Source organism: Lutibacter sp. HS1-25 (genome assembly GCF_004121075.1).
GTDB lineage: Bacteria > Bacteroidota > Bacteroidia > Flavobacteriales > Flavobacteriaceae > Lutibacter.
The window spans coordinates 44995-70030 of record NZ_RHLN01000157.1 but is presented as its reverse complement, the minus strand read 5'-3'; the positions used below and the strand labels follow the sequence as shown (position 1 = coordinate 70030).

At 30.7% G+C, this 25036-nt stretch carries 20 protein-coding genes; 9 read left to right on the top strand and 11 right to left on the bottom strand.

The annotated features are described in order from the left end of the window. Nucleotides 1–134 precede the first annotated feature (134 nt). Together EC396_RS15835 and EC396_RS15830 are read left to right on the top strand one after the other, a co-directional pair. Nucleotides 135–1718, top strand: a complete 1584-nt coding sequence (locus tag EC396_RS15835) for an arylsulfatase (protein WP_129367837.1) — start codon at nt 135–137, stop codon at nt 1716–1718. A 73-nt stretch (nt 1719–1791) separates the two neighbouring features. Then, nucleotides 1792–2826: an HAD family phosphatase gene (locus tag EC396_RS15830; RefSeq protein WP_129367836.1), complete on the top strand. Its 1035-nt coding sequence runs from the start codon at nt 1792–1794 to the stop codon at nt 2824–2826. 252 nt (nt 2827–3078) lie between these two features. On the opposite strand, the gene EC396_RS15825 is transcribed toward EC396_RS15830, so the two are convergent. From EC396_RS15825 to EC396_RS15800, 6 genes are all read right to left on the bottom strand, one after another. After that, nucleotides 3079–3873: a DNA/RNA non-specific endonuclease gene (locus EC396_RS15825; RefSeq protein ID WP_129367835.1), complete on the bottom strand. Its 795-nt coding sequence runs from the start codon at nt 3871–3873 to the stop codon at nt 3079–3081. Continuing rightward, the gene (locus tag EC396_RS15820) at nt 3855–4313 is read right to left on the bottom strand and encodes a thioesterase family protein (RefSeq protein WP_129367834.1); all 459 of its coding nucleotides are present in this window, start codon (nt 4311–4313) and stop codon (nt 3855–3857) included. The genes EC396_RS15825 and EC396_RS15820 overlap by 19 nt, the downstream gene beginning before the upstream one ends. 433 nt (nt 4314–4746) lie before the next feature. Continuing rightward, nucleotides 4747–5076, bottom strand: coding sequence for a hypothetical protein (locus EC396_RS15815; protein WP_129367833.1), 330 nt, complete (start codon nt 5074–5076; stop codon nt 4747–4749). Between the two features lie 348 nt (nt 5077–5424). Beyond that, the gene (locus tag EC396_RS15810) at nt 5425–6519 is read right to left on the bottom strand and encodes an ABC transporter permease (RefSeq protein ID WP_240665738.1); all 1095 of its coding nucleotides are present in this window, start codon (nt 6517–6519) and stop codon (nt 5425–5427) included. 39 nt (nt 6520–6558) lie between these two features. Then, the gene (locus tag EC396_RS15805) at nt 6559–8664 is read right to left on the bottom strand and encodes a carboxy terminal-processing peptidase (RefSeq protein WP_370276528.1); all 2106 of its coding nucleotides are present in this window, start codon (nt 8662–8664) and stop codon (nt 6559–6561) included. A gap of 76 nt (nt 8665–8740) precedes the next feature. Further along, on the bottom strand, nt 8741–9280 hold the full coding sequence (locus EC396_RS15800; RefSeq protein WP_129367831.1) for a hypothetical protein: 540 nt from the start codon (nt 9278–9280) through the stop codon (nt 8741–8743). Between the two features lie 101 nt (nt 9281–9381). Between EC396_RS15800 and surE the strand changes: the two genes are divergently transcribed. The 4 genes from surE to EC396_RS15780 are packed head-to-tail and all read left to right on the top strand — an operon-like array spanning nt 9382 to nt 12167. Next, complete coding sequence (gene surE, locus EC396_RS15795; protein ID WP_129367830.1) at nt 9382–10146, top strand: 5'/3'-nucleotidase SurE; 765 nt, start codon at nt 9382–9384, stop codon at nt 10144–10146. 12 nt (nt 10147–10158) lie between these two features. Continuing rightward, nucleotides 10159–10458: a hypothetical protein gene (locus tag EC396_RS15790; RefSeq protein WP_129367829.1), complete on the top strand. Its 300-nt coding sequence runs from the start codon at nt 10159–10161 to the stop codon at nt 10456–10458. Then, entirely contained in the window at nt 10459–11565 is a 1107-nt protein-coding gene (gene lpxB / locus EC396_RS15785; protein ID WP_129367828.1) for a lipid-A-disaccharide synthase, read from the top strand. An 11-nt stretch (nt 11566–11576) separates the two neighbouring features. After that, nucleotides 11577–12167, top strand: coding sequence for a DUF502 domain-containing protein (locus tag EC396_RS15780; RefSeq protein WP_129367827.1), 591 nt, complete (start codon nt 11577–11579; stop codon nt 12165–12167). Nucleotides 12168–12237: 70 nt separating this feature from the next. Here the strand turns inward: EC396_RS15780 and EC396_RS15775 are convergent, their stop codons facing one another. Then, a complete protein-coding gene (locus tag EC396_RS15775; RefSeq protein ID WP_129367826.1) occupies nt 12238–13125 on the bottom strand; it encodes a hypothetical protein in 888 nt (295 codons plus the stop codon). A 145-nt stretch (nt 13126–13270) separates the two neighbouring features. On the opposite strand from EC396_RS15775, the gene EC396_RS15770 reads away from it, so the two are divergent. After that, complete coding sequence (locus EC396_RS15770) at nt 13271–15310, top strand: ComEC/Rec2 family competence protein (RefSeq protein WP_129367825.1); 2040 nt, start codon at nt 13271–13273, stop codon at nt 15308–15310. Nucleotides 15311–15329: 19 nt separating this feature from the next. Here EC396_RS15770 and EC396_RS15765 read toward each other — a convergent pair whose 3' ends face one another. The 4 genes from EC396_RS15765 to EC396_RS15750 form a co-directional block, all read right to left on the bottom strand. Further along, nucleotides 15330–17357: a peptide MFS transporter gene (locus EC396_RS15765; protein WP_129367824.1), complete on the bottom strand. Its 2028-nt coding sequence runs from the start codon at nt 17355–17357 to the stop codon at nt 15330–15332. 9 nt (nt 17358–17366) lie between these two features. Continuing rightward, entirely contained in the window at nt 17367–18851 is a 1485-nt protein-coding gene (locus EC396_RS15760) for an MFS transporter (protein WP_129367823.1), read from the bottom strand. Between the two features lie 93 nt (nt 18852–18944). Then, entirely contained in the window at nt 18945–20435 is a 1491-nt protein-coding gene (locus EC396_RS15755; protein ID WP_129367822.1) for a peptide MFS transporter, read from the bottom strand. Nucleotides 20436–20469: 34 nt separating this feature from the next. Next, nucleotides 20470–22659 (bottom strand): S9 family peptidase, encoded by a 2190-nt coding sequence (locus tag EC396_RS15750; RefSeq protein ID WP_129367821.1) that lies wholly within the window; start codon nt 22657–22659, stop codon nt 20470–20472. A gap of 149 nt (nt 22660–22808) precedes the next feature. Here EC396_RS15750 and EC396_RS15745 point away from each other — a divergent pair, with 149 nt between their 5' ends. Together EC396_RS15745 and EC396_RS15740 are read left to right on the top strand one after the other, a co-directional pair. Further along, entirely contained in the window at nt 22809–24086 is a 1278-nt protein-coding gene (locus tag EC396_RS15745) for a hydroxymethylglutaryl-CoA reductase, degradative (RefSeq protein ID WP_129367820.1), read from the top strand. Then, nucleotides 24086–25015 carry a GYDIA family GHMP kinase gene (locus EC396_RS15740; protein ID WP_129367819.1) on the top strand — a complete coding sequence of 310 codons (930 nt, stop codon included), beginning with the start codon at nt 24086–24088 and terminating at the stop codon, nt 25013–25015. Before EC396_RS15745 ends, EC396_RS15740 begins: the two co-directional genes overlap by 1 nt. Nucleotides 25016–25036 lie beyond the last annotated feature (21 nt).

Below are 25036 nucleotides of genomic sequence, written 5' to 3'. Positions count from 1 at the left end.
ACTATTATTAGTTATTTATTTGATTTTATAAGTAAAAATTAGATGCAATTACCCTATTAATCTTACTTAATATTATAACCTAATATCAAGTAATTAAAAATTAATATAAATTTTATCAATAAATACAAACTATTATGAATCAGAAAAAAAAAACTCTTTTTAAACTTTTACTTTTAAGTGTATTCTTCACTTATCAAGTAGCTGACACTTTTGCACAATCTAAAAAACCAAATATTCTTGTTATTTGGGGTGATGATATTGGGACTTGGAACATAAGTCACAATAACCGAGGTATGATGGGTTATACAACCCCTAATATTGATAAAATAGCCCAAGAAGGTGTTGCTTTTACCGATTATTATGCCCAACAAAGTTGTACTGCCGGTCGTGCAGCATTTATTAGTGGTAGTGTACCTGTTAGATCTGGAATGACTAAAGTTGGTATGCCAGGCGCTAAAGAAGGTTGGCAAGAAAGCGACCTTACCATGGCTACAGTATTAAAAAATCAAGGCTACGCTACTGGTCAGTTTGGAAAAAACCATCAAGGTGACCGTGATGAACATTTACCAACAAATCACGGATTTGATGAATTTTTTGGAAACTTATATCATTTAAATGCAGAAGAAGAACCTGAAAACATGGATTATCCTGCCGATATGATTTTAAAGGATGGATCTACTTTTAAAGATAAATATGGGCCTAGAGGTGTTATTCATTCTTGGGCTGATGGTAAAGGAGGACAACGTATTGAAGATACTGGTGCACTTACCAAAAAAAGAATGGAAACCATTGACGACGAAAGTGTAGCTGCAACAAAAGCTTTTATCAAAAAAACAGTTGCTTCAGGCAAACCTTTCTTTGTTTGGTGGAATGGTACTCGTATGCACTTTAGAACTCATGTAAAAGAAGAGCATAGAGGAATTTCTGGACAAGATGAGTACGGTGACGGTATGGTTGAACACGATTTACATGTAGGACAATTACTTGATTTATTAGATGAATTAGGTATTGCAGACAATACTGTTGTAATGTATTCTACAGACAATGGACCACATTATAACACTTGGCCTGATGCTGGAACTACACCATTCCACGGTGAAAAAAATAGTTCTTGGGAAGGTGCTTACCGTGTACCTGCATTTATAAAATGGCCTGGTCATTTCCCTGCGGGTAAAACTTTAAATGGAATTGTTGCTCATGAAGATTGGCTACCAACTTTTGCTGCAATTGCAGGTGAACCAAACATTGTTGAAAAGGCTAAAAAAGGTGTAACAATGGGCGGAAGATCATATAAAAATTATATAGATGGTTACAATCAATTGGAATATTTAAAAGGTACAGCTAAAGAATCTCCAAGAGAAGGATTTATTTATGTAAATGATGCTGGTCAAATTGCGGCTTTAAGATATGGTGATTGGAAAGCAATGTTCCAAGTGAATAGAGCAGACCAATTACAAATTTGGTTAGAGCCTTTTATTGAATTAAGAGCTCCATACCTTTTTAACCTAAGAAGAGATCCGTTTGAAAAAGCATTACAAGGCTCTAATACTTACTACGATTGGTATATAGACCGAGCATATATTTTAATAGCAATTCAAGGTTATGCTTTTAATTTCTTAAGTACATTTAAAGACTATCCACCAAGCCAAACAGCCGGAGATTGGAGTCTTTCAAAAGTAGAAAAACAAATTGAAGGAATGGTTACCAAAAGCAATTAAGCTTAAAATATCAAAAAAAAGGCAGGCCATTGGTCTGCCTTTTTTTAATTAATTTCATTTGAATTATTGTATTATGAAAAAAATATTTACACTTTTATTATTGGGAATAGTGATGTTTACAGTAAGTTGTAAAAACGAAAATTCTCAAACAGCAACGCATAAAAATGTTATAGAACATTCAGATCCACTTCCATCTTGGAATGAAGGAAAAACAAAAGAGGCTATTTTAACTTATGTGAATGATGTTACTAATAGTGAAAGTCCTAATTTTATTCCTATCAAAGATAGGATTGCAGTTTTTGATAATGATGGCAATTTATGGTCTGAGCAACCTGCGTATTTTCAATTGTTTTTTGCTATTGATAGAGTAAAAGAAATGGCTGCAGCGCATCCTGAATGGAAAACACAACAACCATTTAAAGCGGTTTTAGAAAATGATATGACTGAATTGGCTAAACAAGGAGAACATGGTATAATTAAATTGGTTATGGCTACACACGCTGACATTACAACTGATGAATTTGATGCTGATGTAAAAAATTGGATAGCAACAGCAAAACATCCAACAAAAAATGTAGCGTTTAATCAATTGGTGTATCAACCAATGTTAGAATTGTTGCAATATTTAAGAGCCAATGATTTTAAAACCTATGTAGTTTCAGGTGGTGGAGTAGATTTTATGCGTGCTTTTGTTACTGAGATTTACGGTATTCCTGAAGAGCAAATTTTAGGTTCTCGTATAAAAACTGAATTTAATTATAACAATGGAAACCCTGTAATTAAACGTTTACCTGAATTAGATTTTATAGATGATAAAGAAGGAAAACCTTTAAATATTCAAAAAATTATTGGTAAAAAACCTGTTTTTTCTTCAGGTAATTCTGATGGTGATTTACAAATGATGCAATGGACAGCATCTAATAAGCTAAAAAGTTTTATGTTATATGTGCACCACACAGATTCTATTAGAGAATGGGCATATGATAAAAATTCACATATAGGAAAATTAGACAAAGGCTTAGATGAAGCCAATGAAAAAGGTTGGACTGTTATTAATATGAAAACAGATTGGAAAGTTATTTATCCTTTTGAATTAAATGCTAATTAATGCTAAACTGATTTAAAAAAGAGGCTGTCTAAAAAGTGAACTCCCGTAAACCTGAACTTAATTCAGGTTCTTATAACAACTGATTTACAGCATAATGAGATTCTGAAATCGAAGATTTACGAATTCCTATTTTATAAATAAGATAAAATGTGAGTAAATAAATTTAGAATGACGAGTTTTGATGCTTTTTAGAAAGCCCCTTACTTTTAGTGCCTCCTTGTAATTCATCAATAATAATTAGCGTATAAAAAACTAACGCAAACTCCAAGCCGCATAGCTTTTCGATTTTTCAATATTATTTTCTAAATCATCTGGTAACTCAGCAAAAAAATCAATACCTGTTAATTTTTCAATTTCATCAATACTAACCACATATTGATACAACCCTTTCTCTGAAGCTTCATGCGGTATTAGAAATGCAATTGCTTTAATTTCTGGTTCTTTAATATCTAAAATAATTTTATAAAAGTAATCTGGAACAGCTACATTTTCATCGCCAATAGTTTTCAAATTAGACTCTAAAACACCACCAGTAACAATATAAAGTTTTTCATATTTTTTAGCCCAATAGCGTACTTTTTGCTCTAGCCTATTCCAAATACCTGCGTTAAATTCGTAAATTTGCGGCGAAATATTAGATGTTAAAAAAGTCTCATTATAGGCTTCTTCTGAAAAAGTTCTATCTCCTGCCGGACACAAATGCCCTTTGTTATATCCTGAATTTTTGTAGTTCCAGTAATTGGCACTTTTAGTTAAAACCTTTGAATCTTGTTCAAAATAAGGTCTTTTAAATTTATTGTTTAAAAGTTGATTTGCACTTAATGTATATGCTACCCACTCTGCTTGTTCATATTTTTCGTGATACGATAGCGAATAATTTTGATGGTGAATTATTTGACCCGTTGTTGATGTTGGCAAATAATTAAAGCTGGAATTTACAACCTCAACTGTTTGCTCATTTGGTTTAGCATTATAATTATCGTAAATATAAAACCCCGTAGCAAACAATAAAGTTATTAAAGTGTAAACTAGTTTTCTACTGCGCACTCTTTTAATGGTATTTCAACAAAATTATTAGTTTTAGGCAAACTCTCAAAAATAGACACAAAGCTTTGTGGTGGTGCAGTAAGTTTCCTTTTTTCTAAATCAATCCAAGCACCATAAACTTTTATTTCAGCAGAAAGAATTCCATTTTCATTAAAAATTTGATGGTTAAATCGCCAACGTTCAATTCCTTTTGAAGCACCTTCAAGTTCCATTTTCACAGTGATATTTTCTCCAATATGAATTTCTTTAAAAAAGGAAGTTTCTTCTTTAAATAAAATAGGACCAATATTTAACTTTGAAAATTCAGTTATAGACAAACCATGTTCTTGAAAATAACGCACCCTAACTTCAGAAGCATAATCGTTATAAGCGGTGTGACGCATATGACGATTTGGGTCAAAATCTGACCACTTAGTTTTAAATTCGACTTCAAATATCATACTCATAACATTTTTACAAATAAAATTGTAGTATAAAAGTAAACTTTTAACCTTCACTTTATTTTTAGAACTACAAATATAAGTATTCTCTTTAAAAATCAATTGTTTTAGCAAATAAGCTCCAAAACCAATAGGAGATATTTGAGTTATAAAATACTTAGTTTTAGCCTAAAATTGCTAATTAAATTAGTGTTTTATTCGAAAAACCGTACGACATTATGTGTCGTGCTATACTGTATACATATGCTTTATCTTTGTAGTGTAATTAGGAGGGGTTCTAATACATTTATAAAGTTTGGTTAGTTAAAATTGCTCAATTACTGCATAAATTGGGCAATTTTTTTTCATAAAACCAAAAAAACCTATTAAACATTTATATTTAATAGGCTTATTTATAAAAAAACCCAAACCTTTTGATTTGAGTTTTTAGCGTTTATTGTCTTTTTACTTTTAAAGGAATAATATACAATTTATCTTTTTCTCCTGGATTGTTAATAAATTTATGATTCAAATTTTTTCTGATATATTTTAAAACATTGCTATCTTTTGAATCTATGTCTAAAACAATTATTTCTCCTTCAGAGTTAAACGTAAATTGAATTGTTACTGTTAAATCTTCAGCAACAGTAAAATCAGGAGCTTCCATTAATGTTACAATTTGACTTCTAATATTTTTATTAGTATCATCTGGGTTTACATTTGTTGCAAATAAAGTTGAAGTTGCAATTACAATGGCTATAGCCGTTAACATTAGTTTTTTCATAATAAATAGTTTTAAATTGTTAATATATCTAAAAGACTATCGATAATTAAAATTGTTACAGTACTATGCTTAACATAGTTCTATCTTAACAAATATTTAACAAAAAGACATTAAACTTCATCTAAAAAAACAAGAAAAACAATAAATTATAATTGCTGTAAATATAAAAAGCCACTTAATCAAGTGGCTTTTTAACAATTTAGATAGTAGTATTTTATAAATTAATTCAAATAATTATAAATTACCCTTTTTACACACACGCAATGTATAACAACAATACGTTAATAGCACCTACATAAAAATGTAGGTTTTATTGTTTGCAAATTTAAAATAATAAATTAGAATAAATTAGTTTTTTACATCCAAAGCGTCGCGCAAAGCATTACCAATTAGCATAAATGCCATAACCAAACACATAATTGCAACACCTGGAATAATTGCCAAGTATGCTTTTCCTAAAATAATGTAACTATAATGATCTTTAATCATAGCACCCCAAGATGGTGTAGGAGGCTGTGCGCCAATACCTAAAAAACTCAAACCACTCTCAATTAAAATAGCACCAGCAAAATTTGCCGCTGAAATTACAATTACAGGTGCCATAATATTAGGTAAAATATGATTAAAAATAATTCTGAAATTAGAAAACCCTAATGCTTTAGCAGCTTCAACATATTGCATTTGCTTGGTACTCATCACCTGTCCGCGAACAACACGAGCTACCTCAACCCACATAGTTAAACCAACAGCAATAAATACTTGCCAAAATCCTTTACCCAAAGCCAAGGTAATAGCGATAACTAGTAACAATGTTGGTATTGACCAAGTAATATTTATCAACCACATAATAAAAGCATCTACTTTTCCGCCAAAATAACCCGCAATAGCACCAACTGAAATACCAATAATTAATGAAATAAGTACTGCTATAAAGCCAATAAAAAAAGAGATTCTAGTTCCAATAAGCATTCTACTTAATAAATCCCTTCCGTATTTATCGGTACCTAAATAATACTTTTTTAAGGCAATGTAATTTGAAATATCTCTACCTTTAAATAAGGTTAATGGATACGATTTGGTTAAACTAATAGCTGTATTTTCTGTATAGGTGTGTATGATTAATTCTGATGCTGAAATTGAATAATCTGCAATAGGAATTTCGGTTTGTGCGTTTTTATCGCCAAAAATAGTTTTATTAAAAAAAGATTGTTCCGCTTTTATTTCATTGGGAAGTGTGAGCATTAAAACTTCAAATCCTGGTTTTTTAGAATGAATTTCTAAATGCATTTGATTGGCGTTACTACTATTATCAGGTGCTAATATATATGCAAAAACCGCTATAAAACCACAAACCATTACAAACCAAAAACTAAGCACTCCAGTAGTATTTTTTTTAAACTTCTGGAGTGCTAAACTTGATAAAGAATTATGTGTTGTTTTCAATAGTTGAACTTTAGAAGGTAAAGTTACAATTTTAAACCATTAATTTTTAACTAAATGATAGCTTGGCTTAATAGTTAATTCGTCTAACACATTTAAAGCCTCTTCAATATATATATCTTTTTTTAAGTTTTTATGCCAAGCTTCACGCTTTTCGGCTAAACTTGTATCGTTTAAAACCAAAGTTTGCTCGTATATAGGAGATGTAAATGTTAAATTGGTTGTGTAATCTTTAATAGCTTTAAATTTTGATGCCAATTCTTCGTGACTTTCAATATCTTTTTTATAAGCATCATAGTTTAAATAAATTAAAGTATCATCTTGCGCATTTTTTAGCCATTTTGCGTTTTCATCAATTAAATTAAAAGTAGTGTTTAAAGCAATACGCTTTTTGCTACTGTTAATTACAGCATCAAAATTTTCGTAATTATTCCAAACAGTGTAATCTGCTGGAGCTACTTTATCAAATTTCAATGCATTTTTTTCATCACGTTCACCAATTTCTAAATAAGTATACCTGTCTGGTAAAATAATATCTGAATGTACACCTTCTAATTGATTAGAACTTCCATTAATTCTATAAAATTTTTGAATTGTTAATTTCAAGGCTCCAATATCTTCATTTAAATTATGATACTGGTTTAGGTCAATTACACTTTGCACAGTTCCTTTTCCATAGGTTTGTTTACCTCCAATAATTACGGCTCTTTTATAATCTTGCATAGCTGCAGCAAAAATTTCTGATGCAGATGCTGATAACTCATTCACCAAAACTACCAAAGGACCATCCCACTGAATTTTTGGATCTATATCACTTTTAACTTCAGGTTTTACACCACGGTACTTTACCTGTACAACAGGCCCTTTATTGATAAATAATCCAGAAATTTCTATAGCTGTTTGTAAAGAACCTCCTCCATTATTTCTTAAATCTAACACCAATCCTTCTACATTTTCCTTTTTTAAACGTTCAATTTCTTGAACCATATCTGTTGTTGAATTTCTAAAATTGGTTTCATCAAAATCTATATAAAATTTAGGCAAATCAATTACACCAAAAGTTCTTCCGTCTTTTTTAACAACACTTGACTTAACAAAGGTTTCTTCCAATTCTACAATATCTCTAGTTATTGTAATTATTTGAGTTGTTCCATCAATTTTTTTAACGGTTAAAATTACATTACTTCCTTTTGGACCTTTTATAAATTCAATAGCATCATCTAAACGCATTCCAACAATATCTAATGGTTCACCGTTTTCCTGGGCTACTTTTACAATTAAATCTCCTACTTCCAAATCACCTTGTTTCCAAGCCGGACCACCAGAAATCAATTCAATAACTTTGGTATATTCATTTTGCTTTTGAAGTCTTGCTCCAATACCCTCCAATTTACCAGACATTGACTGGTCGAATTTCTTTTTAATAGATGGGTCAAAATAAGAAGTATGTGGATCGAACTGCTCTGTAATGCAATTTATATAAGTTGTAAACCAATCAGCATAAGTTAGCTCATCAAATCGCTCATAAAATTCTGTCATATTTTTAGAAACAGCATCTCTTGAATCTTTTTCCAACACTGCCATTGGTTGAATTTGATAGGTAGAATCTTTCTCAAACTTAGTTTCTTCCTCTTTCATTTTATCATAAAATATAGCAAGTGTACTTATTTTTATTTGCTTGCGCCAAAATTCAATTAATTGACCTTTGTCTGATGCATATGGTGATTTTTCATAATCCATATCAAAACTTTCATCAATATTAAAATCAAAAGGATTGGCTAAAATTTCCTTATAAAAAACTTTCGTTTCATTTGCACGCTCTTTAAATCTATTGTAAACCAAATAGAAAAAAGTTAAATCTTCATTCTTAATCTGATCATCAATCAACAATTTATATTTTGAAAATTCATCAATATCAGCTTGAATAAAATAGCGTTTAGAAGGATCTAAATTTTCAATAAAAGAATTGTAAACACTTTCAGAAAAAGCATCGTTAAATTCTGTAGGATGATAATGTCCTTCGGTTAAAACATATCTTAAAATAGTTAATAAGACCTTGTCTTTTGGATTGTTATCAGCTACTGATTGAAAACTTAAAAACAAGCTTGCAATAAAAAGTACTGGCAGTAAAAATTTAAATCTTTTCAAAATCATTTATTTTTCAATTTTTTTTATTTAACAAAACAATAATAGCTATAATAATGCCATCGTTTTATTATGGAGACTAATTTAACGTTTTTTTATAAATTCCTAAGAAAACATCTGAAATTTTAAGCTCATTTTGATCATAAATTTCCCAAAGTTGGGTTATGGAGCCATCTTCATTTTTTGTCCAGGTTATTTGGTTGTAATATTTTAGTTGAACGCCCGTAATTAAATCGCTTTTAAGAGTCATAATATCACCCTCTAAATTTCCTTTTAATTTTAAAATAAAATCTGAATTATCAACCCAAATTTGATTCCAAGTATTATCGGCATTGTTATAAAAAATAGTACTACTACCACGCCTAGCATCATCAATCCATTTTTCCTGAATTAAACAATTATCGGCCATTTTAATAATTGAATTCACACCAATTAAAACAGCATCTTTGTCGTAAACCTCCCATTTTCCCAACCAAAAATCAAACTGCTGGTATTCTACAGAGCAACAAGCACAATTTTTATCAGTTTCCTGAGCTGCAATTTGCTGAAAATTAAAAACCATTAAAATGCAAAAAATATAACCCAGTTTTTTCATAAAAATACCCACCATTGTTTTCACAATATTAATGAAAATATGATGAAATAGTTGTATTAATGTTATTTTTAAATTTACAATAAACCCGATAAAATATAGTAATTTTGTTGTTTAATAAAATTAGAATGAATAAAAGACCTTTAATATTAGTTACCAATGATGATGGTATTACAGCACCAGGAATAAGAATTTTGATTTCTGTAATGAATGAAATTGGAGATGTGGTAGTGGTTGCTCCGGACAGTCCGCAAAGTGGTATGGGGCACGCTGTAACAATAAACGACACTTTGTATTGCAGTGAAATTACTATTGACAACGGTCCACAACGCGAGTTTCAATCTTCTGGAACACCTGCAGATTGTGTTAAATTGGCAGTAAGTGAACTGATGGATAGAAAACCAGATTTATGTGTTTCGGGTATCAACCACGGTTCAAATTCGTCTATCAATGTGATTTATTCAGGTACTATGAGCGCTGCTGTTGAAGCAGGTGTTGAAGGAATTCCAGCCATTGGTTTTTCTTTGTTAGACTACTCTTGGAATGCAGATTTTGAGCCTTTAAAAAGTTATATTAAAAAAATAGCTTTAAATGTTTTGGAAAATGGTTTGCCTGATGGTGTTGTTTTAAATGTAAATTTCCCTAAAAATAACCAATTTGAAGGTATTAAAATATGCCGACAAGCAAGAGCAAATTGGGTTGAAGAATTTGACAAAAGAGTCAATCCGCAAGGTCGTGTTTACTATTGGTTAACAGGAAAGTTTGAAAACATGGATAATGGTGAAGATACCGATGAATGGGCGTTGGCAAACAATTATATATCCGTTGTACCTGTTCAGTTCGATTTAACTGCACATCATTTTATCCAAAAATTAAACAATTGGAAACTTTAAATTCGCACTAAAATGGATTCAAAAAATATCAAAAAAGAAATTTTAATTGGTTTTTTAGTAGCTTTAGTTGCTACTTCTTTTGGCTGTTTTATCTTTATCGAATTCTTTTCTAAATTTGATTTTTACACAAGCATCGAATTGATAAAAGATGGTAATTTGGAAGGTGAAGTTTTGGTCTTAGGGGCCCTTGCTAACTTTTTTGTGTTTTTTACCTTTTTAAAAAAGAAGCAAATTTACCGAGCAAGAGGCGTTTTAATGGAGACGTTTTTTATTGCTTTTTTAGTATTATTACTAACTTTTTTTCTAAAATAAATGAAGTATTACATTATAGCTGGTGAAGCTTCGGGCGATTTACATGGTGCTAATTTAATAAAAGCCTTGATTTTAAAAGATCCTGATGCCAAAATTAGATGTTGGGGAGGCGATTTAATGGAAGCATCTGGCGCTACATTGGTAAAACATTATCGCGACTTGGCTTTTATGGGCTTTGTTGAAGTTTTACTAAATATCAAAACCATTTTTAAAAATATAAAGTTTTGTAAACAAGATATTTTAGATTTTAAGCCAGACGCCTTGATTTTAATTGATTACCCTGGTTTTAATATGCGAATTGCCCAATTTGCTAAAAAAGAAGGCATTAAAGTACATTATTATATTTCGCCTCAAATTTGGGCTTGGAAAGAAAATCGCATCCATAAAATTAAACGTGATGTTGATGAAATGTATGTGATTTTGCCTTTTGAAAAAGATTTTTACGAACAAAAACATAATTTCCCAGTTCACTTTGTTGGACACCCATTGATTGATGCCATTGCAAACAGATCACAAACTGACATTCAGTCATTTAGAGAAAAACACCAACTAACAAAAAAGCCAATTATTGCTTTATTACCAGGAAGCAGAAAACAGGAAATAAAAAAAATGCTTTCCATAATGCTAAAAATGGCCGATAAATTTACCGATTATGAATTTGTAATTGCTGGCGCTCCAAGTCAGGATTACGAGTTTTATCAGCAATTTATCAATCAAAAAAATGTTGCATTTATAAGCAATAAAACCTACGATTTATTGTCTGTTTCTTATGCTGCTATTGTAACATCTGGCACTGCAACTTTAGAAACAGCACTGTTTAAAGTACCCGAAATTGTATGTTATAAAGGCAGTTGGATTTCGTACCAAATTGGAAAACAATTGGTAAAAATCAAATACATTTCATTGGTTAATTTAATTATGGATAAAGAAGTTGTAAAAGAATTAATTCAAAACGACTTTAATGAAAAAACCTTAGAAACAGAATTGCACAAAATTTTAGAAGACAAAAAACGTCAAGAGTTATTTTTAAACTATTTTGAACTTGAAAAAAAACTTGGCGGAACAGGTGCATCTAAAAAAGTTGCAGAACTTATTATTTCAAATTAAACATTAGAATTATGATTAAAAAACTATTAAATCATCTTTTACAAGGACTATTGTACTTGGCACCTATTAGCGTAACAATATATATTATTTATGCCGTTTTTACATATATCGATGATTTTTCTAAACACATACTTGAAACTTTCTTTGATGTTTCAATTCCTGGAATCGGGATTTTAGCGCTGTTGTTGGTTTTAGTTATTGTTGGTTTTGTTGGACAAACATTTATTGCGCGACCTTTGAAATTATTTTTCAGAAAAATTATTGAAAAAATACCTTTACTGAAATTTATTTACAATGCTTTAAACGATTTGTTTGCTGCTTTTATTGGAAAAGAGAAAAAATTTAGCAAACCTGTTTTGGTGAAAATAAATTTAAATAGCGACCTTGAAAAATTAGGTTTTATTACTGAAGAAAATCTAAAATTTTTAGATCAACTAGATAAGGTTGCTGTGTATTTTCCAATGTCTTACACATTTGCTGGGGAGTTATTTATAGTTCCTAAAGATCAAATAAAACCTGTAACTGCAAATTCAAGTGAAGTTATGAAATTTATAGTTTCAGCTGGTATGACAGGTGTTTCAACTGGTAAAAAGAAAAAGTAAAGTACTTTAATTTCAAACCTAAAAAAGTAAAAAATCAGCTCAAATTAAAATTAATTTGAGCTGATTTTTTTTATTCACAAAGCAATTCAAGTGTATCTTCAATATCACCTGGAGTGCTCATAATATTCATAAAAGTTCCCATTGTTAATTCTGGCCAATGCAAAGCAATTCTATATTTTCCGTGAAGCATTGTTACCGTATTACCTTGTAAAATTATTTCATAAGGCATTGCTGCAATATGCGCTTCGCCAATAATTGGTAAAAAAGCAGCTTCACCATTTTCTTTATTTTGTAAAGCAACGCCAAAAACAGCTACTTTTTTATCTGGATAAACAATTTTATAAACTTCAAAAGTTTGTCCTTTTTTTGCTTTTAAATTCTTTTCTATCAATTTCAAACCTTCATCAAAAGAACTGTATTCATTTAATTCAACAGGATCTGTAAAATACGGCATCATTATTTTATAATGGTACTTTCCTAATTTTTCAGCATCAACACTTCCGCCAAAAGGTTTAAATTCATTTCCAACAGGCATTAAAGCTGTTTTAACATCATTACTAAATTTGTCAAAAACAGTTTTATATTTATTGAAATTGTCTCCCAAATAGGCTCTCAAAATATAATCTGGATTGGTATATGAAACCGTAACTTTTCCATTATTAGCTACCAAACCAATTTTATAAGCAGCAGCCAAAGCACCTCTGTCTGCAACTTTAACAACAGTATTTTTTAATTCGTTATAGGTAAAAACAATCACTTTTAAATTGCTTTTCCCTTCAGGATTGTATTGTCCCAAAACGGTAAAAGAGGCATTGTTAAGAGCAGCCGTAACTTCATCTGAAATTTGCTGGATACTTTTTGAGGATTCACCAACTTTTATATAGGGTGAATAATTTTGAGCTATCGCATTTAAGTTGATAATTACAATAGTTAAAGCACTGATAATTAAATTCTTCATAAGAAAAGGGTTAGTATTTAATCAAATTTACTCTTTACAACCAACCACTTTAATGACATATGTCATTCGGTAACTTTTGTTACTGAAGCATTTAACGCAAAAAAATAAAAAATATTTATTGCTTTTTTACTAATTTTAACGAGCTATGTTAAAGATTTTAAAATTTATACCAACTCAACTCACTATTTGCCTTGTATTAGGTATTTTATTTGGCTGCTATTTTTTTATATCGCCTAATACTTTAACCATATTTTTAGTTTGTTTAAGCATTGCTTTTATAGCTGTTTATTTATATGCAAACAAAAAATTTGAAACCAACCTCCTATTTACTTTTACCACTTATTTACTCGCTTTTTGTATTGGCATTGCTTCTATTACATTTAAAAATGAGCAACACAAAAACAGTTTTTATGCAAATCAACAATCGTTTTCAGAAAACGAACCTCAAACTGCAATTGTTTCAATTCAAAAAACATTAAAAGAAAGTAATTATAGCGAAAAATATGTTGGTGAAATCTTGCAATTAAACACTCAAAAATCAAGTGGAAAAATTTTAATAAATATTAAAAAAGACAGTCTTGAAGCTATATTGCAAGTAGGTGATAAAATTGTTGTAAAAACCATTTTTAATGAAATTTCAAAACCTAAAAATCCGTATGAATTTAACTATAAAAACTATTTAAAAAATCAGCAAATTCATTTTCAAATCTATTTAAACAAATCTGATTATTTATTGCTCAAAAAAGAAACAACAATAACAAGTATTGCTGCAAATACAAGAAACCACATCAATAATGAATTGCTAAAAAACGGATTTAAAGGTGATGAATTGGGCGTTATTGACGCGCTACTTTTAGGTCAGAGAAAGGATATCTCTTCAGATTTATTGCAAAGTTACACAAACGCCGGAGCCATTCATATTTTAGCTGTTTCAGGATTACATATTGGAATTTTGCTATTAATTCTTATTTTTTTATTTCAACCGTTGAACAATTTTAAACACGGAAAAACAATTGCGTCAGTATGCGTAATTATCTTGCTTTGGCTGTTTGCAATTTTGGCTGGTTTATCGGCTTCGGTAGTGAGAGCGGTAACTATGTTTACAGCCGTAGCCATTGGAATGTATTCAAACAGGGCTTCAAATGTGTATCACACCATAATTATTTCAATGTTTTTTTTACTATTGTTCAACCCATTTTATTTGTTTGATGTTGGCTTTCAACTGAGTTATTTGGCTGTTTTTTCAATAGTTTACATACAACCAAAATTGTATAAATTATGGCATCCAAAAATATGGGTCGTTGATAAAATTTGGCAATTATTTACAGTTTCATTGGCAGCACAATTGGGTGTTTTACCGCTGAGTTTGTTTTACTTTCATCAATTTCCAGGTTTGTTTTTTGTTTCTAACTTGGTAATTATTCCTTTTTTAGGAATTATTTTAGGAGTTGGCATATTGCTTATTTTATTGGCCATTTTAAATATACTGCCTACACCATTTGCCATTGCTTATAGTTTTGTTATTGAACAAATGAACAATTTTATAAATTGGGTTTCAAGTCATCAATTATTTATTATAGAAAATATTTCATTTTCGTTTGCTTTGTTGTGTTCATTTTATGCCTTGTTATTTTTCATTTTAAAATGGACAGAAAAACAAAATTTTAAAAGAGCTGTTTTGCTATTTTTTTCAATAATAGCCATTCAAACTATTTTTATTTTTGAAAAACACCAATTGCAAACGACTCAAAATTTGATTGTTTTTAACAAAACTGCTGAAAGCATGATTGCGAATAGAATGGGTAAAAAATTAACCATTGAAACTTCAAACATCAATTTTTCTTCAACAAAAAATCCTTTAAAAACTTATTTGGTTGGAACAGGAATTGACTCCGTTTTTTCTTCAACAAAAATTCAAAATTTACATTTTTACAAAAACGAAACTATTTTAATTGTTGATAGTTTGGGTATTTACAACTTCAAAAAAGTTAAACCAACCGTGGTGTTATTGATAAATTCACCAAAAATTAATTTAGACAGGTTGTTAGCTACACTCAATCCCAAATTGGTAATTGCAGACGGATCTAACTACAAAAGCACAACTTTAAAATGGGCCGAAAGTTGTGTAAAACACAAAACACCGTTTTACAATACAATGCAAAACGGTGCTTTTATATTAAATTAAAGCTATAAACAAGCGTAAATTATTTTACGCCGTGCATTAATTTTTTTAAAACAGGATTTAATAAAATTGCAATTATCCCAATAATAATTGGCACAAAAGTAAATATTAAAAAGAAGGTTGAAATATCATATTTTGCTGTAATTTCATCAATCATAGAACCCATTTTACCCGATGTTTTGTTTCCAATGGCCAAGGCCAAATACCAAACTCCAAACATAAAAGCAATCATACGAGGCGGCACCAGTTTACTAACATATGAAAGTCCGACAGGCGACACACATAATTCCCCCAAAGTATGAAATAAATAGGCTAAAATTAACCACACAATACTTACAGAAGCTGTTTTGGCTCCCTGTGGAATACCTGCTGCACCATAAGCTAAAAACGCAAACCCTATTGCCAAGAAAAACAAACCAATGGCATATTTATTTGCAGGTTTTGGATTGTATTTACTCTCCCACCATTTAGAAAACAACGGTGCAAAAGCAATGATAAACAACGAGTTTAATATTAAAAACCAAGTTGCCGGAATCTGAATTTCATTGTCCTTTTTTCTAAGCACAGTAGCATCAATATTGGTATTGATTAAAGCTGCTTGCTCTGATGTTAAATATTTAAAATTCGCTCCTTTTTTATCAACATCAACAATCGAAATTTTATCGTTTTGAACAAAATCATTAGACGATAAAACAACTGTTGTATTTTCAATTAAAACAGCATTTTCGGGTAAAACAGTTGCTGCTGTAACCGGAAATGTAGTTGTTTTTTCTTCGCCATTAACCGTTTCAGATAATTGATACGTATTGTAAGTAATTTCATAAGAATAGGTATGAAAATTTGTGTAAATTTTCCAAATTACAATTCCCCAAATCAACACAAAACTAAATGCTAAAATCAGGTTTGAAATAAAATATCTTTTGAAGGTTTGTTTGAAAAGTAAAAACAACACATAAGTAATAATTGCAATTGGAACAACCGTAATAATAATGTCGACAATATTAAAAATAAACGCTGCATTACCCGATAAAATACGACTTGTATAATCTTTTGCAAAAATACTCATAGAACCACCTGCTTGCTCAAATGAAGCCCAAAAGAAGATAATAAAGAAAGCAAAAATTACAACTGCCAACATTTTATCGCGTGTTATTGGACTGTATCTTACAATTCTTGAACCCAATAAATAGACAAATAAAATAAGTGTTAAAACAATGGTTTTACCCGAATAATCTACACCGCCAAATTCTAAAAAATTAACCGTCCCTATTTTTGAAAGCGGATCGTTGATAACCCAAGTCAATCCTAAAACAGAAACCAATAAAATTAAAATTTTATCAACAACCGTAAACGGATTTAATTTGTCTTCAACTTTTTTGTGATCATCAGCTTCAATGGTTTTATCTTCTTTATTTGGTCTACTTCCTACATCACCAAAAATACCTTGTGCAAAAGTAAATTGAAGCAATCCTAAAAGCATAAAAATACCAGCCAAACCAAATCCCCAGCTCCAACCTAAAATTTCACCCAAATAACCGCAAAGCATAATCCCTAAAAAAGCACCTGCATTTACACCCATATAAAAAATGGTATAAGCACCATCTTTTTTTTCTGGAAAATCTTTGTATAAAACAGATATAAAGGAAGTCATATTTGGTTTAAAAAAACCAGTTCCAACAACTAACAAACCCAAACCTAAATACAAAAAGAAAGGATTGGATTCTATAGCCATACTAGCGTGACCCAGCGTCATGATAACTGCTCCAATAATAATTGCTTTTCTGTTTCCTAAATATTTATCGGCCAAAGTTCCGCCAATAATTGGTGTTAAATAAAGTAGTGCTAAATAAGTTCCGTATAAGGCTAAGGCATTTTCACGTGGCCAATCCCATCCGCCAATACCCAATGCACTAACTAAAAATAATACCAAAAGCGCACGCATTCCATAAAATGAAAAACGTTCCCACATTTCAGTAAAAAACAATACAAATAGTCCAGATGGATGCCCTAAAACTTGGGTATCAAAAAATTCGTTTCTTTTTAAATTCATTTTAATAAATTAGTTTGTAGTCGCTTTTTTTAATTGTTTTTTGATAACATAATCATAAATAACCAAACCAATAATTGTTGATAAACCAATAGCCGCAATTACATACCAAATACTTCCTGGATGGTATATATCCCAAATATGGTTTGTCATTTGATCTTGTGTCATTTGTAATTTTGAAGCAGCTTCTTCATAAAACTGATTTTTTGTATAGGTATCACTAATTTCAGGCAACTCAATATTTTTTGAAGTCAGTTCTTTTCTAATTAAACTCACTTTATCAGAAAGGTTTTGATATAAATCACCCGTAATCCATTTAGTTAACAGGTTAGCAAAGGCAATAGGTAAAAAATAAGTCCCCATATACAATGCTTCTTTTCCTTTAGGTGAAATTTTAGCAATATAGTCTGAGAATTTCGGATTTGAAGTCATTTCACCAATAGCGAAAATTAAAATACCAAATATTGTAAAGAATACATTTGATGTGTAAAAAGATAAGGCAATACCAACAACTGCAATAAAAATACCTGTCATCATAGCATTGATTGGTTTCCATTTTAAAATAATTGTTGAAACAATCATTTGTAAAATAACGATAAAAAATGCATCAAGATTTACAACCATTTCTGGGTTGATTCCACCATGCTTATTTTTAAAAAATTCTGCAATTGAAGGAGCATAATTTGACAAAGCATCATAAAGAGGCGTTGTATTTACCCATTCTTCAATAAAAACAGGTAAAGTATAAAATAATTGATTGAACATTAACCAAAAACCAACCATTATTAAAAGAAGTAAAGTCAATTTCATATCTGAAAGTGCTTCTAAAATATTTTTTAACGACTTAACAATAGTTTCGCCTAATGAATCATCGTTTTTTTCTCTGTTTGGTTCTTTAAAAAAGAATATTACGATTATTAAGTTTATAGCAATTGCCATAGCTGCCATTATAAATACAATTTTCCAACCATATTGATCTCTTAATTTTGCTGAAAAAAGAGGTCCAAAAAAACCTCCAATATTTACCATCATATAAAACACACCAAATCCAAAAGATGAATTGCGTTCATCTGTAGATTTAGTAACAATAGCAGATGCAACTGGTTTAAACATTGCTGCACCAACAGCTACAATTAAAAACAAAAGAAAAACTGAAGAATAAGACGTAACTTCTCCCATAAAATAATAGCCTACACCTAATAGTACATAAGCTATAATTAATGAAAGTTTATAACCAATTTTATCTGAAATTGCGCCCGTAATAATTGGTAATAAATATAAAATAAAGGTAACATACGACATTATTTCACCTCTTTCTATATGGCTAAAACCCAAAGCACCTTCATCTGTTGAACCTGTTAAATACAATGCCAACACAGCAAACAAGCCATACCAAGCCCAACGCTCAAATAATTCCATAGCACTTGCTATCCAAAAAGGCTGGGTGAAAGATTTTAACAACCCAATAAAACCTAAATCTTTTTTATCTGTACTCATAAGTTATTGTTTTTATATAAAAAGCTCAAGTTACAAATAACCTGAGCTTTTACTTTTTATTATTATAATTTTATCATTAAAATGTTTGAATTATTAGACAACACCGTGCATTAGTTTTTTTAATGGTTTGTTAAAAAGCATAATTAAAATTGAAATTCCAATTAAAACAAATCCAATTGTAGAGAAAATAGAAATATAGTTAGCCAAACCTTCACTTGCAGTTAGCGCTTCTCCGCTTTCACTATGTCCACCTGTTATTGCTGCAATTTTACCACCAACATAATTTGCAATTGCAAAACTTAAAAACCAAGCTCCCATTGCAGTACCAGCAATATTTTTTGGAGATAATTTTGTAACCATTGACAATCCAATAGGTGATAAAAACAATTCACCAGTAGTATGTAATAAATATAAGATAACCAATGTCATTAATGGCACTTGAAAATCAGCATTTACAAATTGCAATCCAACAACTGTTACTAAAAACCCTAAAGCCAACTGTAAAATACCAAAAGCAAATTTTAACGGAATGCTTGGATTTCTTCCTATTGCAGCTAGTTTAACCCACATTACTGAAAATATAGAACCAAATACAATGATAAAGAACGGATTGAAAAACTGAGTCATAGAAGCTGGCATTTCCCATCCAAAAATACTTCTGTCAACATTTCTGTCGGCAAACAATGTTAACGACGTACCTGCTTGTTCAAAACAAGCCCAAAATGCAATATTGATAATCATAAAAATCAATAAAGCAATCATTCTGTCTTTCCAAATTTTAACTTTTTCTTTGGTATCTGCAGCAATCCCTGCTTTTATTAATGAGAATGAAATAAAAATAAATAAACCAATTAAAATATAATCCATCCAACTATTTTGTCTGATTAAAAAATAACAAACTGGAATTAACAACAATGACAAGATAGCCACCAAATGTGCTTTATTTAAAGGTCCTAAAACTTTTTGTTTACCTTCAGCAGTAACGTCTAAACCTTCAGCCGCAGCGAAATTTTTTCTACCCGACCAAAAAATAAGCAATCCTAAAAGCATCCCAAAACCTGCAAGACCAAAACCGTATTTAAAACCGTATGTTTCACCTACATAAGCAACAACAGTTGTTGCCAATAAAGCTCCAATATTAATACCTATATAAAAAATGGTAAAACCAGAGTCACGTCTTGGATCATTGTCTTCATACAACTTTCCAACAATGGTTGAAATATTTGCTTTAAAATAACCATTACCAACAATTAGGGCTCCCATACCAATCATTAAAAACTCTTCAGAACCACCTAAAATAACAAACTCTCCAATAGCCATTAATACAGCACCTAAAAGTACTGCACCTCTATAACCTAAAAATTTATCGGCCATTTTACCACCTAATATTGGAGCAGCGTAAACCAAACCAGTGTACGCACCATAAATTAAGGCTGCATCTGCATCACCTTTCATCAACGATTTTACTAAATAAAGAGTTAAAAGAACTCGCATACCATAGTAACAAACTCTTTCCCACATTTCGGAGAAAAAAAGTGTCATTAAACCGTTTGGATGCCCTTGCTTAATTTTAATATCTGTCATAAATATGGGTTTAAATTAATTTTTAAATTGTTAGTTAAATTTTAAGTGATTGAATTTCAATATCGGTTTTACCTAAATTTTCTTCGATAAAGTTAGTCATTTTAGTGAACAAATGTAAGCGTGTATTTTTTCCTCTGTAAATACTGTGAGTTCGGTCTGGATAAATGGCCTGATCAAAAGGTTTATTGGCTTCAATTAAGGCATTAGACAAACGCATGGTGTTTTGAACGTGTACATTATCATCTCCACTACCGTGCACCAATAAAAACTTCCCTTTCAATTTATCTGCATAATTAATTGGAGAATTATCATCATAACCCGCTGGGTTTTCTTGCGGAGTTCTCATATAACGTTCGGTATAAACCGAATCGTAAAAACGCCAGCTTGTAACAGGAGCTACAGCAATGGCCATTTTAAAAACGTCTGCACCTTTAAACAAACAGTTACTTGCCATAAAACCTCCAAAACTCCAACCCCAGATTCCTATTTCATTTTGGTCAATATACGATAATTCTCCTAATTTTTTAGCGGCCTCAATTTGGTCTACAACCTCATATTTACCTAATTCTTGGTAAGTTACTTTTTTAAAATCAGCTCCTTTAAAACCTGTTCCTCTTCCATCAACACATACAATAACATAGCCTTTTTCAGCCAAATGCTGAAACCAATAATCGTTGGCACTATTCCAACTATTACTAACAGATTGTGATCCTGGCCCCGAATATTGTGTCATAAACAACGGATATTTTTTACTTGGATCAAAATTTGAAGGTTTTAACATCCAGGCATTGAATGCGCCATTTTCAGTTTTTAAAACAAAAAATTCTTTTTTTGATGTATTGTACAAATTTAACTTTTCAGCAAGTTTATTGTTATTTAAAATTTCTTTCAATTGCTTTCCTTCACCAGTATGCAAAGTGTAAACAGTTGGCGTATTTGCATCTGAAAAAGTATTTATAAAGTAGTTGAAATTTTTATTGAAGGAAGCTTCGTTTGTTCCAATTTTATTTACAAGTCGTTTTTTATTTTTTCCATTCAAACCAACAGCATAAATACTTCTGTTAATTGAACCATCTTCAACAGACTGATAAAAAACTGTTTTTGTTTTTTCATTAACACCATAAAATTCTGTTACTTCCCAATCTCCAGTGGTTATTTGGTTGATTAACTTTCCTGTTTTTGAATAGTGATAAATATGGTTAAATCCATCATTTTCGCTTGTCCAAATAAAACTATTGTCGCTTAAAAATGTTAAATTATCATGAACATCAATATAAGCAGCATCAGTTTCGTTCAACACAACTTCCGAAGAAAAATCTGTTGCATTTACAAAATACAATTTTAAGTTGTTTTGATGGCGATTTAAAGTAGTTGCACATAAAACATTGGCATTGTTTGTCCACTTTATTCTTGGAATGTATTCATATTCTCCAATATTAATTTTTGAAGTTTTATTGCTTTCTAAATTAAAAACATGAAGTGTAACTTCCGCATTTTTCTCACCCGCTTTTGGGTATTTAAACACCTGTTGGGTTGGGTATAAATCTGTACCCGTCATATCCATTGAAAAAGTTGGCACTTCGGTTTCATCAAAACGTAAAAATGCAATATTTTTACTATCAGCACTCCAATCAAATGCTTTTACAAACGCAAATTCTTCTTCATAAACCCAATCGCAAATACCATTGATAATATGATTTTTCAATCCATCAACAGTAATTTGGGTAACTTCATTTGTTTCTAAATTTTTAATAAAAAGATTGTTGTTTTTTGCATAGACTACTTTTTTACTATCTGGCGAAAAAGTAGGTTCCTGAATTTTATCTTCATCAATTAACTGCAATGTTTTTGAAGCCAAATCGTAAACATAAAAAACACTCAAACTTGAGTGTCTATAAATTGGTTCTGAGTTTACCCCTAAAATTAATTTGGTTTCGTTGTTGTTAAATTCATAGCTTTCAAAATAATTTAACTGTTTTAAATCTTTGCTATCAACTATGGTTTCAACTTTTTCTAAAGTAGCATAGTTATATTTATCAACGCTTGTGCTTCGGGTTTGCTGATTAAAATTTAACAAAGTATAAAAATCACCATTCATAGAATTGAGCGAATTCATACGTTCTGTTCTAAAGGTTCCATCCCAAATTTCTGCTAAAGTAATATCCTTTTTTTGGGCTGTTACAAACGAACTTATTGCCAAAAAAACTATAAATATTTTTCTCATGTACCAAGGTTATGTTAAATAAGTGCCAAGTTTAAGTAAAAATCGCAAAATTAACACTGAAATAAATCATAAAAAAGTGAGAAATGTTAATTTTGTATTGATATTGATTAATAATTTACCTTTGCACACTCATAATTCAAGACCTAAAAATGTCAAAAATTGTAAACGGATTTTCAAAATTAACCAAGCTCGAAAAAATTGATTGGTTAATTTCTACCTATTTTAATGCCGATACCAAAGTAAAACAAGTGTTATTGCAATACTGGAATTCCAATCCGTTGTTGCAAGATTTACACGACGATTTTATTGAAAATACCATTTCAAACTATTATTTACCATTTGGAATCGCACCAAATTTTGTGATAAACGGAAAAGATTATACCATCCCAATGGCTATTGAAGAAAGTTCTGTTGTTGCAGCAGCTTCTTTGGTTGCAAAATTTTGGAGTACACGCGGTGGATTTAAAGCCAACGTAATTTCAACCGTAAAAATTGGTCAGGTTCATTTTATGTTTGAAGGCGATAAAAATGAACTTCAAAAATATTTTACTTCAAAAAAAGAAAATCTTTTTAAAGTTACCGAAGCCATTACCGAAAATATGAAGAAACGTGGTGGTGGTATTTTAAACATTGAATTGCGTGATAAAACAGCCGATTTAGACAACTATTATCAGTTGCATGTTACTTTTGAAACGGCTGATAGTATGGGTGCAAACTTTATAAACTCGTGTTTAGAAGCCATTGCGCAAGAATTTCAAAAAGAGGATATTCAAATTGTAATGAGTATTTTATCCAATTACGTTCCTGAATGTTTGGTACACGCTGAAGTAAGCTGTAAAGTTGAAGAATTGTACGCTGAAAATTCGGAGTTATTTGCACAAAAATTTATACAAGCTGTACAAATTGCAAACGCAGAACCGCATAGAGCCGTAACCCACAACAAAGGAATTATGAATGGCATTGATGCCGTTGTAATTGCAACTGGCAACGATTTTAGAGCTATTGAAGCTGGCGCACATGCTTATGCTGCCAAAAGTGGCCGTTATAAAAGCTTGACAAATGCCTCTATTGAAAACGGTATTTTTAAATTTTGGATTGAAATTCCTTTGGCATTAGGCACGGTTGGTGGATTGACAAAATTGCATCCGCTATCTAAATTATCGTTAAAATTGTTAGAAAATCCTTCAGCAAAAGAATTAATGCAAATTATTGCTGTTGCTGGTTTGGCACAAAATTTTGCAGCTTTAAGGGCTTTAACAACTACAGGTATTCAAAAAGGACATATGAAAATGCACTTGACCAATATTATAAAACAATTGGGGGCAAGTGATGAAGAAAAAGCATATTTAATTGATTATTTTGAGCACAAAACCATTACACACAATGCGGTTGTTGAAGCTTATAATAATTTGGTGGGAGATAAATAATGAAAGAATATTACAGCAACGGAAAATTACTAATTACAGGTGAATATTTTGTGCTAGATGGCGCAAAATCTTTAGCAGTTCCAACTACTTGCGGACAAGATTTACAAATTGAAAAAATCAATCAACCCGAATTAATTTGGAATAGCTTTACAAATACTGGCGAATGTTGGTTGGAAGCTTCTTTTGAATTGCCTAAATTAAGATTGACAAGTGCAACTTACAACGACAAAGAAGATGGTGGCAAAGGCAATTTGGCTGAAATGTTATTCGATATTTTATTGGCAATTAGAAAACTAAATCCTTCATTTTTAAATTCGGAACAAGGATTTTTGGTAAAAACAAACCTGACTTTTCCAAAAAACTGGGGCTTAGGAACTTCTTCAACATTGATAAATAATTTGGCAAATTGGGCAAATGTAAATCCTTACGAGCTACTCCAAAATACCTTTGGCGGTAGTGGCTACGACATTGCCTGCGCACAACACAATTCGCCTATTTTATACACGCGCAACGGTGTAAATCCAACAATTGAAGAAGTTAATTTCAATCCAGATTTTAAAAATCAACTGTATTTTGTGTATTTAAACAAAAAACAAAATAGCCGCGAAGGCATTCAACATTTTAAAGCTTTAAAAGGCAATATCAGTTCTGAAATTGAGCAGATTTCACAATTAACAAACGAGTTTGTCAATTGCACAAATTTCACAGATTTTGAAAAATTACTTTTTACACATGAAGAATTGGTTGCCAAAACCATTCAACTTAAAACAGTGCAGGAAATCTATTTTTCAGATTATTTCGGACAAACAAAAAGTCTTGGTGCTTGGGGTGGCGATTTTATATTGGCTACAGGAAACCAAGATTCCCCAAAATATTTTAATCAAAAAGGCTTTCAAACTGTGATTCCTTATCAAGATTTAATTTTATAATTCACCTCTTAAACGCATACA

Coding starts and splice junctions, on each gene's coding strand:
- EC396_RS15815 (WP_129367833.1), bottom strand. CDS start 5,076: ATGAAAAAACTAATGTTAACGGCTATAGCCATTGTAATTGCAACTTCA.
- lpxB (WP_129367828.1), top strand. CDS start 10,459: ATGAAGTATTACATTATAGCTGGTGAAGCTTCGGGCGATTTACATGGT.
- EC396_RS15770 (WP_129367825.1), top strand. CDS start 13,271: ATGTTAAAGATTTTAAAATTTATACCAACTCAACTCACTATTTGCCTT.
- EC396_RS15765 (WP_129367824.1), bottom strand. CDS start 17,357: ATGAATTTAAAAAGAAACGAATTTTTTGATACCCAAGTTTTAGGGCAT.
- EC396_RS15820 (WP_129367834.1), bottom strand. CDS start 4,313: ATGATATTTGAAGTCGAATTTAAAACTAAGTGGTCAGATTTTGACCCA.
- EC396_RS15755 (WP_129367822.1), bottom strand. CDS start 20,435: ATGACAGATATTAAAATTAAGCAAGGGCATCCAAACGGTTTAATGACA.
- EC396_RS15745 (WP_129367820.1), top strand. CDS start 22,809: ATGTCAAAAATTGTAAACGGATTTTCAAAATTAACCAAGCTCGAAAAA.
- EC396_RS15835 (WP_129367837.1), top strand. CDS start 135: ATGAATCAGAAAAAAAAAACTCTTTTTAAACTTTTACTTTTAAGTGTA.
- EC396_RS15790 (WP_129367829.1), top strand. CDS start 10,159: ATGGATTCAAAAAATATCAAAAAAGAAATTTTAATTGGTTTTTTAGTA.
- EC396_RS15830 (WP_129367836.1), top strand. CDS start 1,792: ATGAAAAAAATATTTACACTTTTATTATTGGGAATAGTGATGTTTACA.
- surE (WP_129367830.1), top strand. CDS start 9,382: ATGAATAAAAGACCTTTAATATTAGTTACCAATGATGATGGTATTACA.
- EC396_RS15780 (WP_129367827.1), top strand. CDS start 11,577: ATGATTAAAAAACTATTAAATCATCTTTTACAAGGACTATTGTACTTG.
- EC396_RS15740 (WP_129367819.1), top strand. CDS start 24,086: ATGAAAGAATATTACAGCAACGGAAAATTACTAATTACAGGTGAATAT.
- EC396_RS15750 (WP_129367821.1), bottom strand. CDS start 22,659: ATGAGAAAAATATTTATAGTTTTTTTGGCAATAAGTTCGTTTGTAACA.
- EC396_RS15775 (WP_129367826.1), bottom strand. CDS start 13,125: ATGAAGAATTTAATTATCAGTGCTTTAACTATTGTAATTATCAACTTA.
- EC396_RS15760 (WP_129367823.1), bottom strand. CDS start 18,851: ATGAGTACAGATAAAAAAGATTTAGGTTTTATTGGGTTGTTAAAATCT.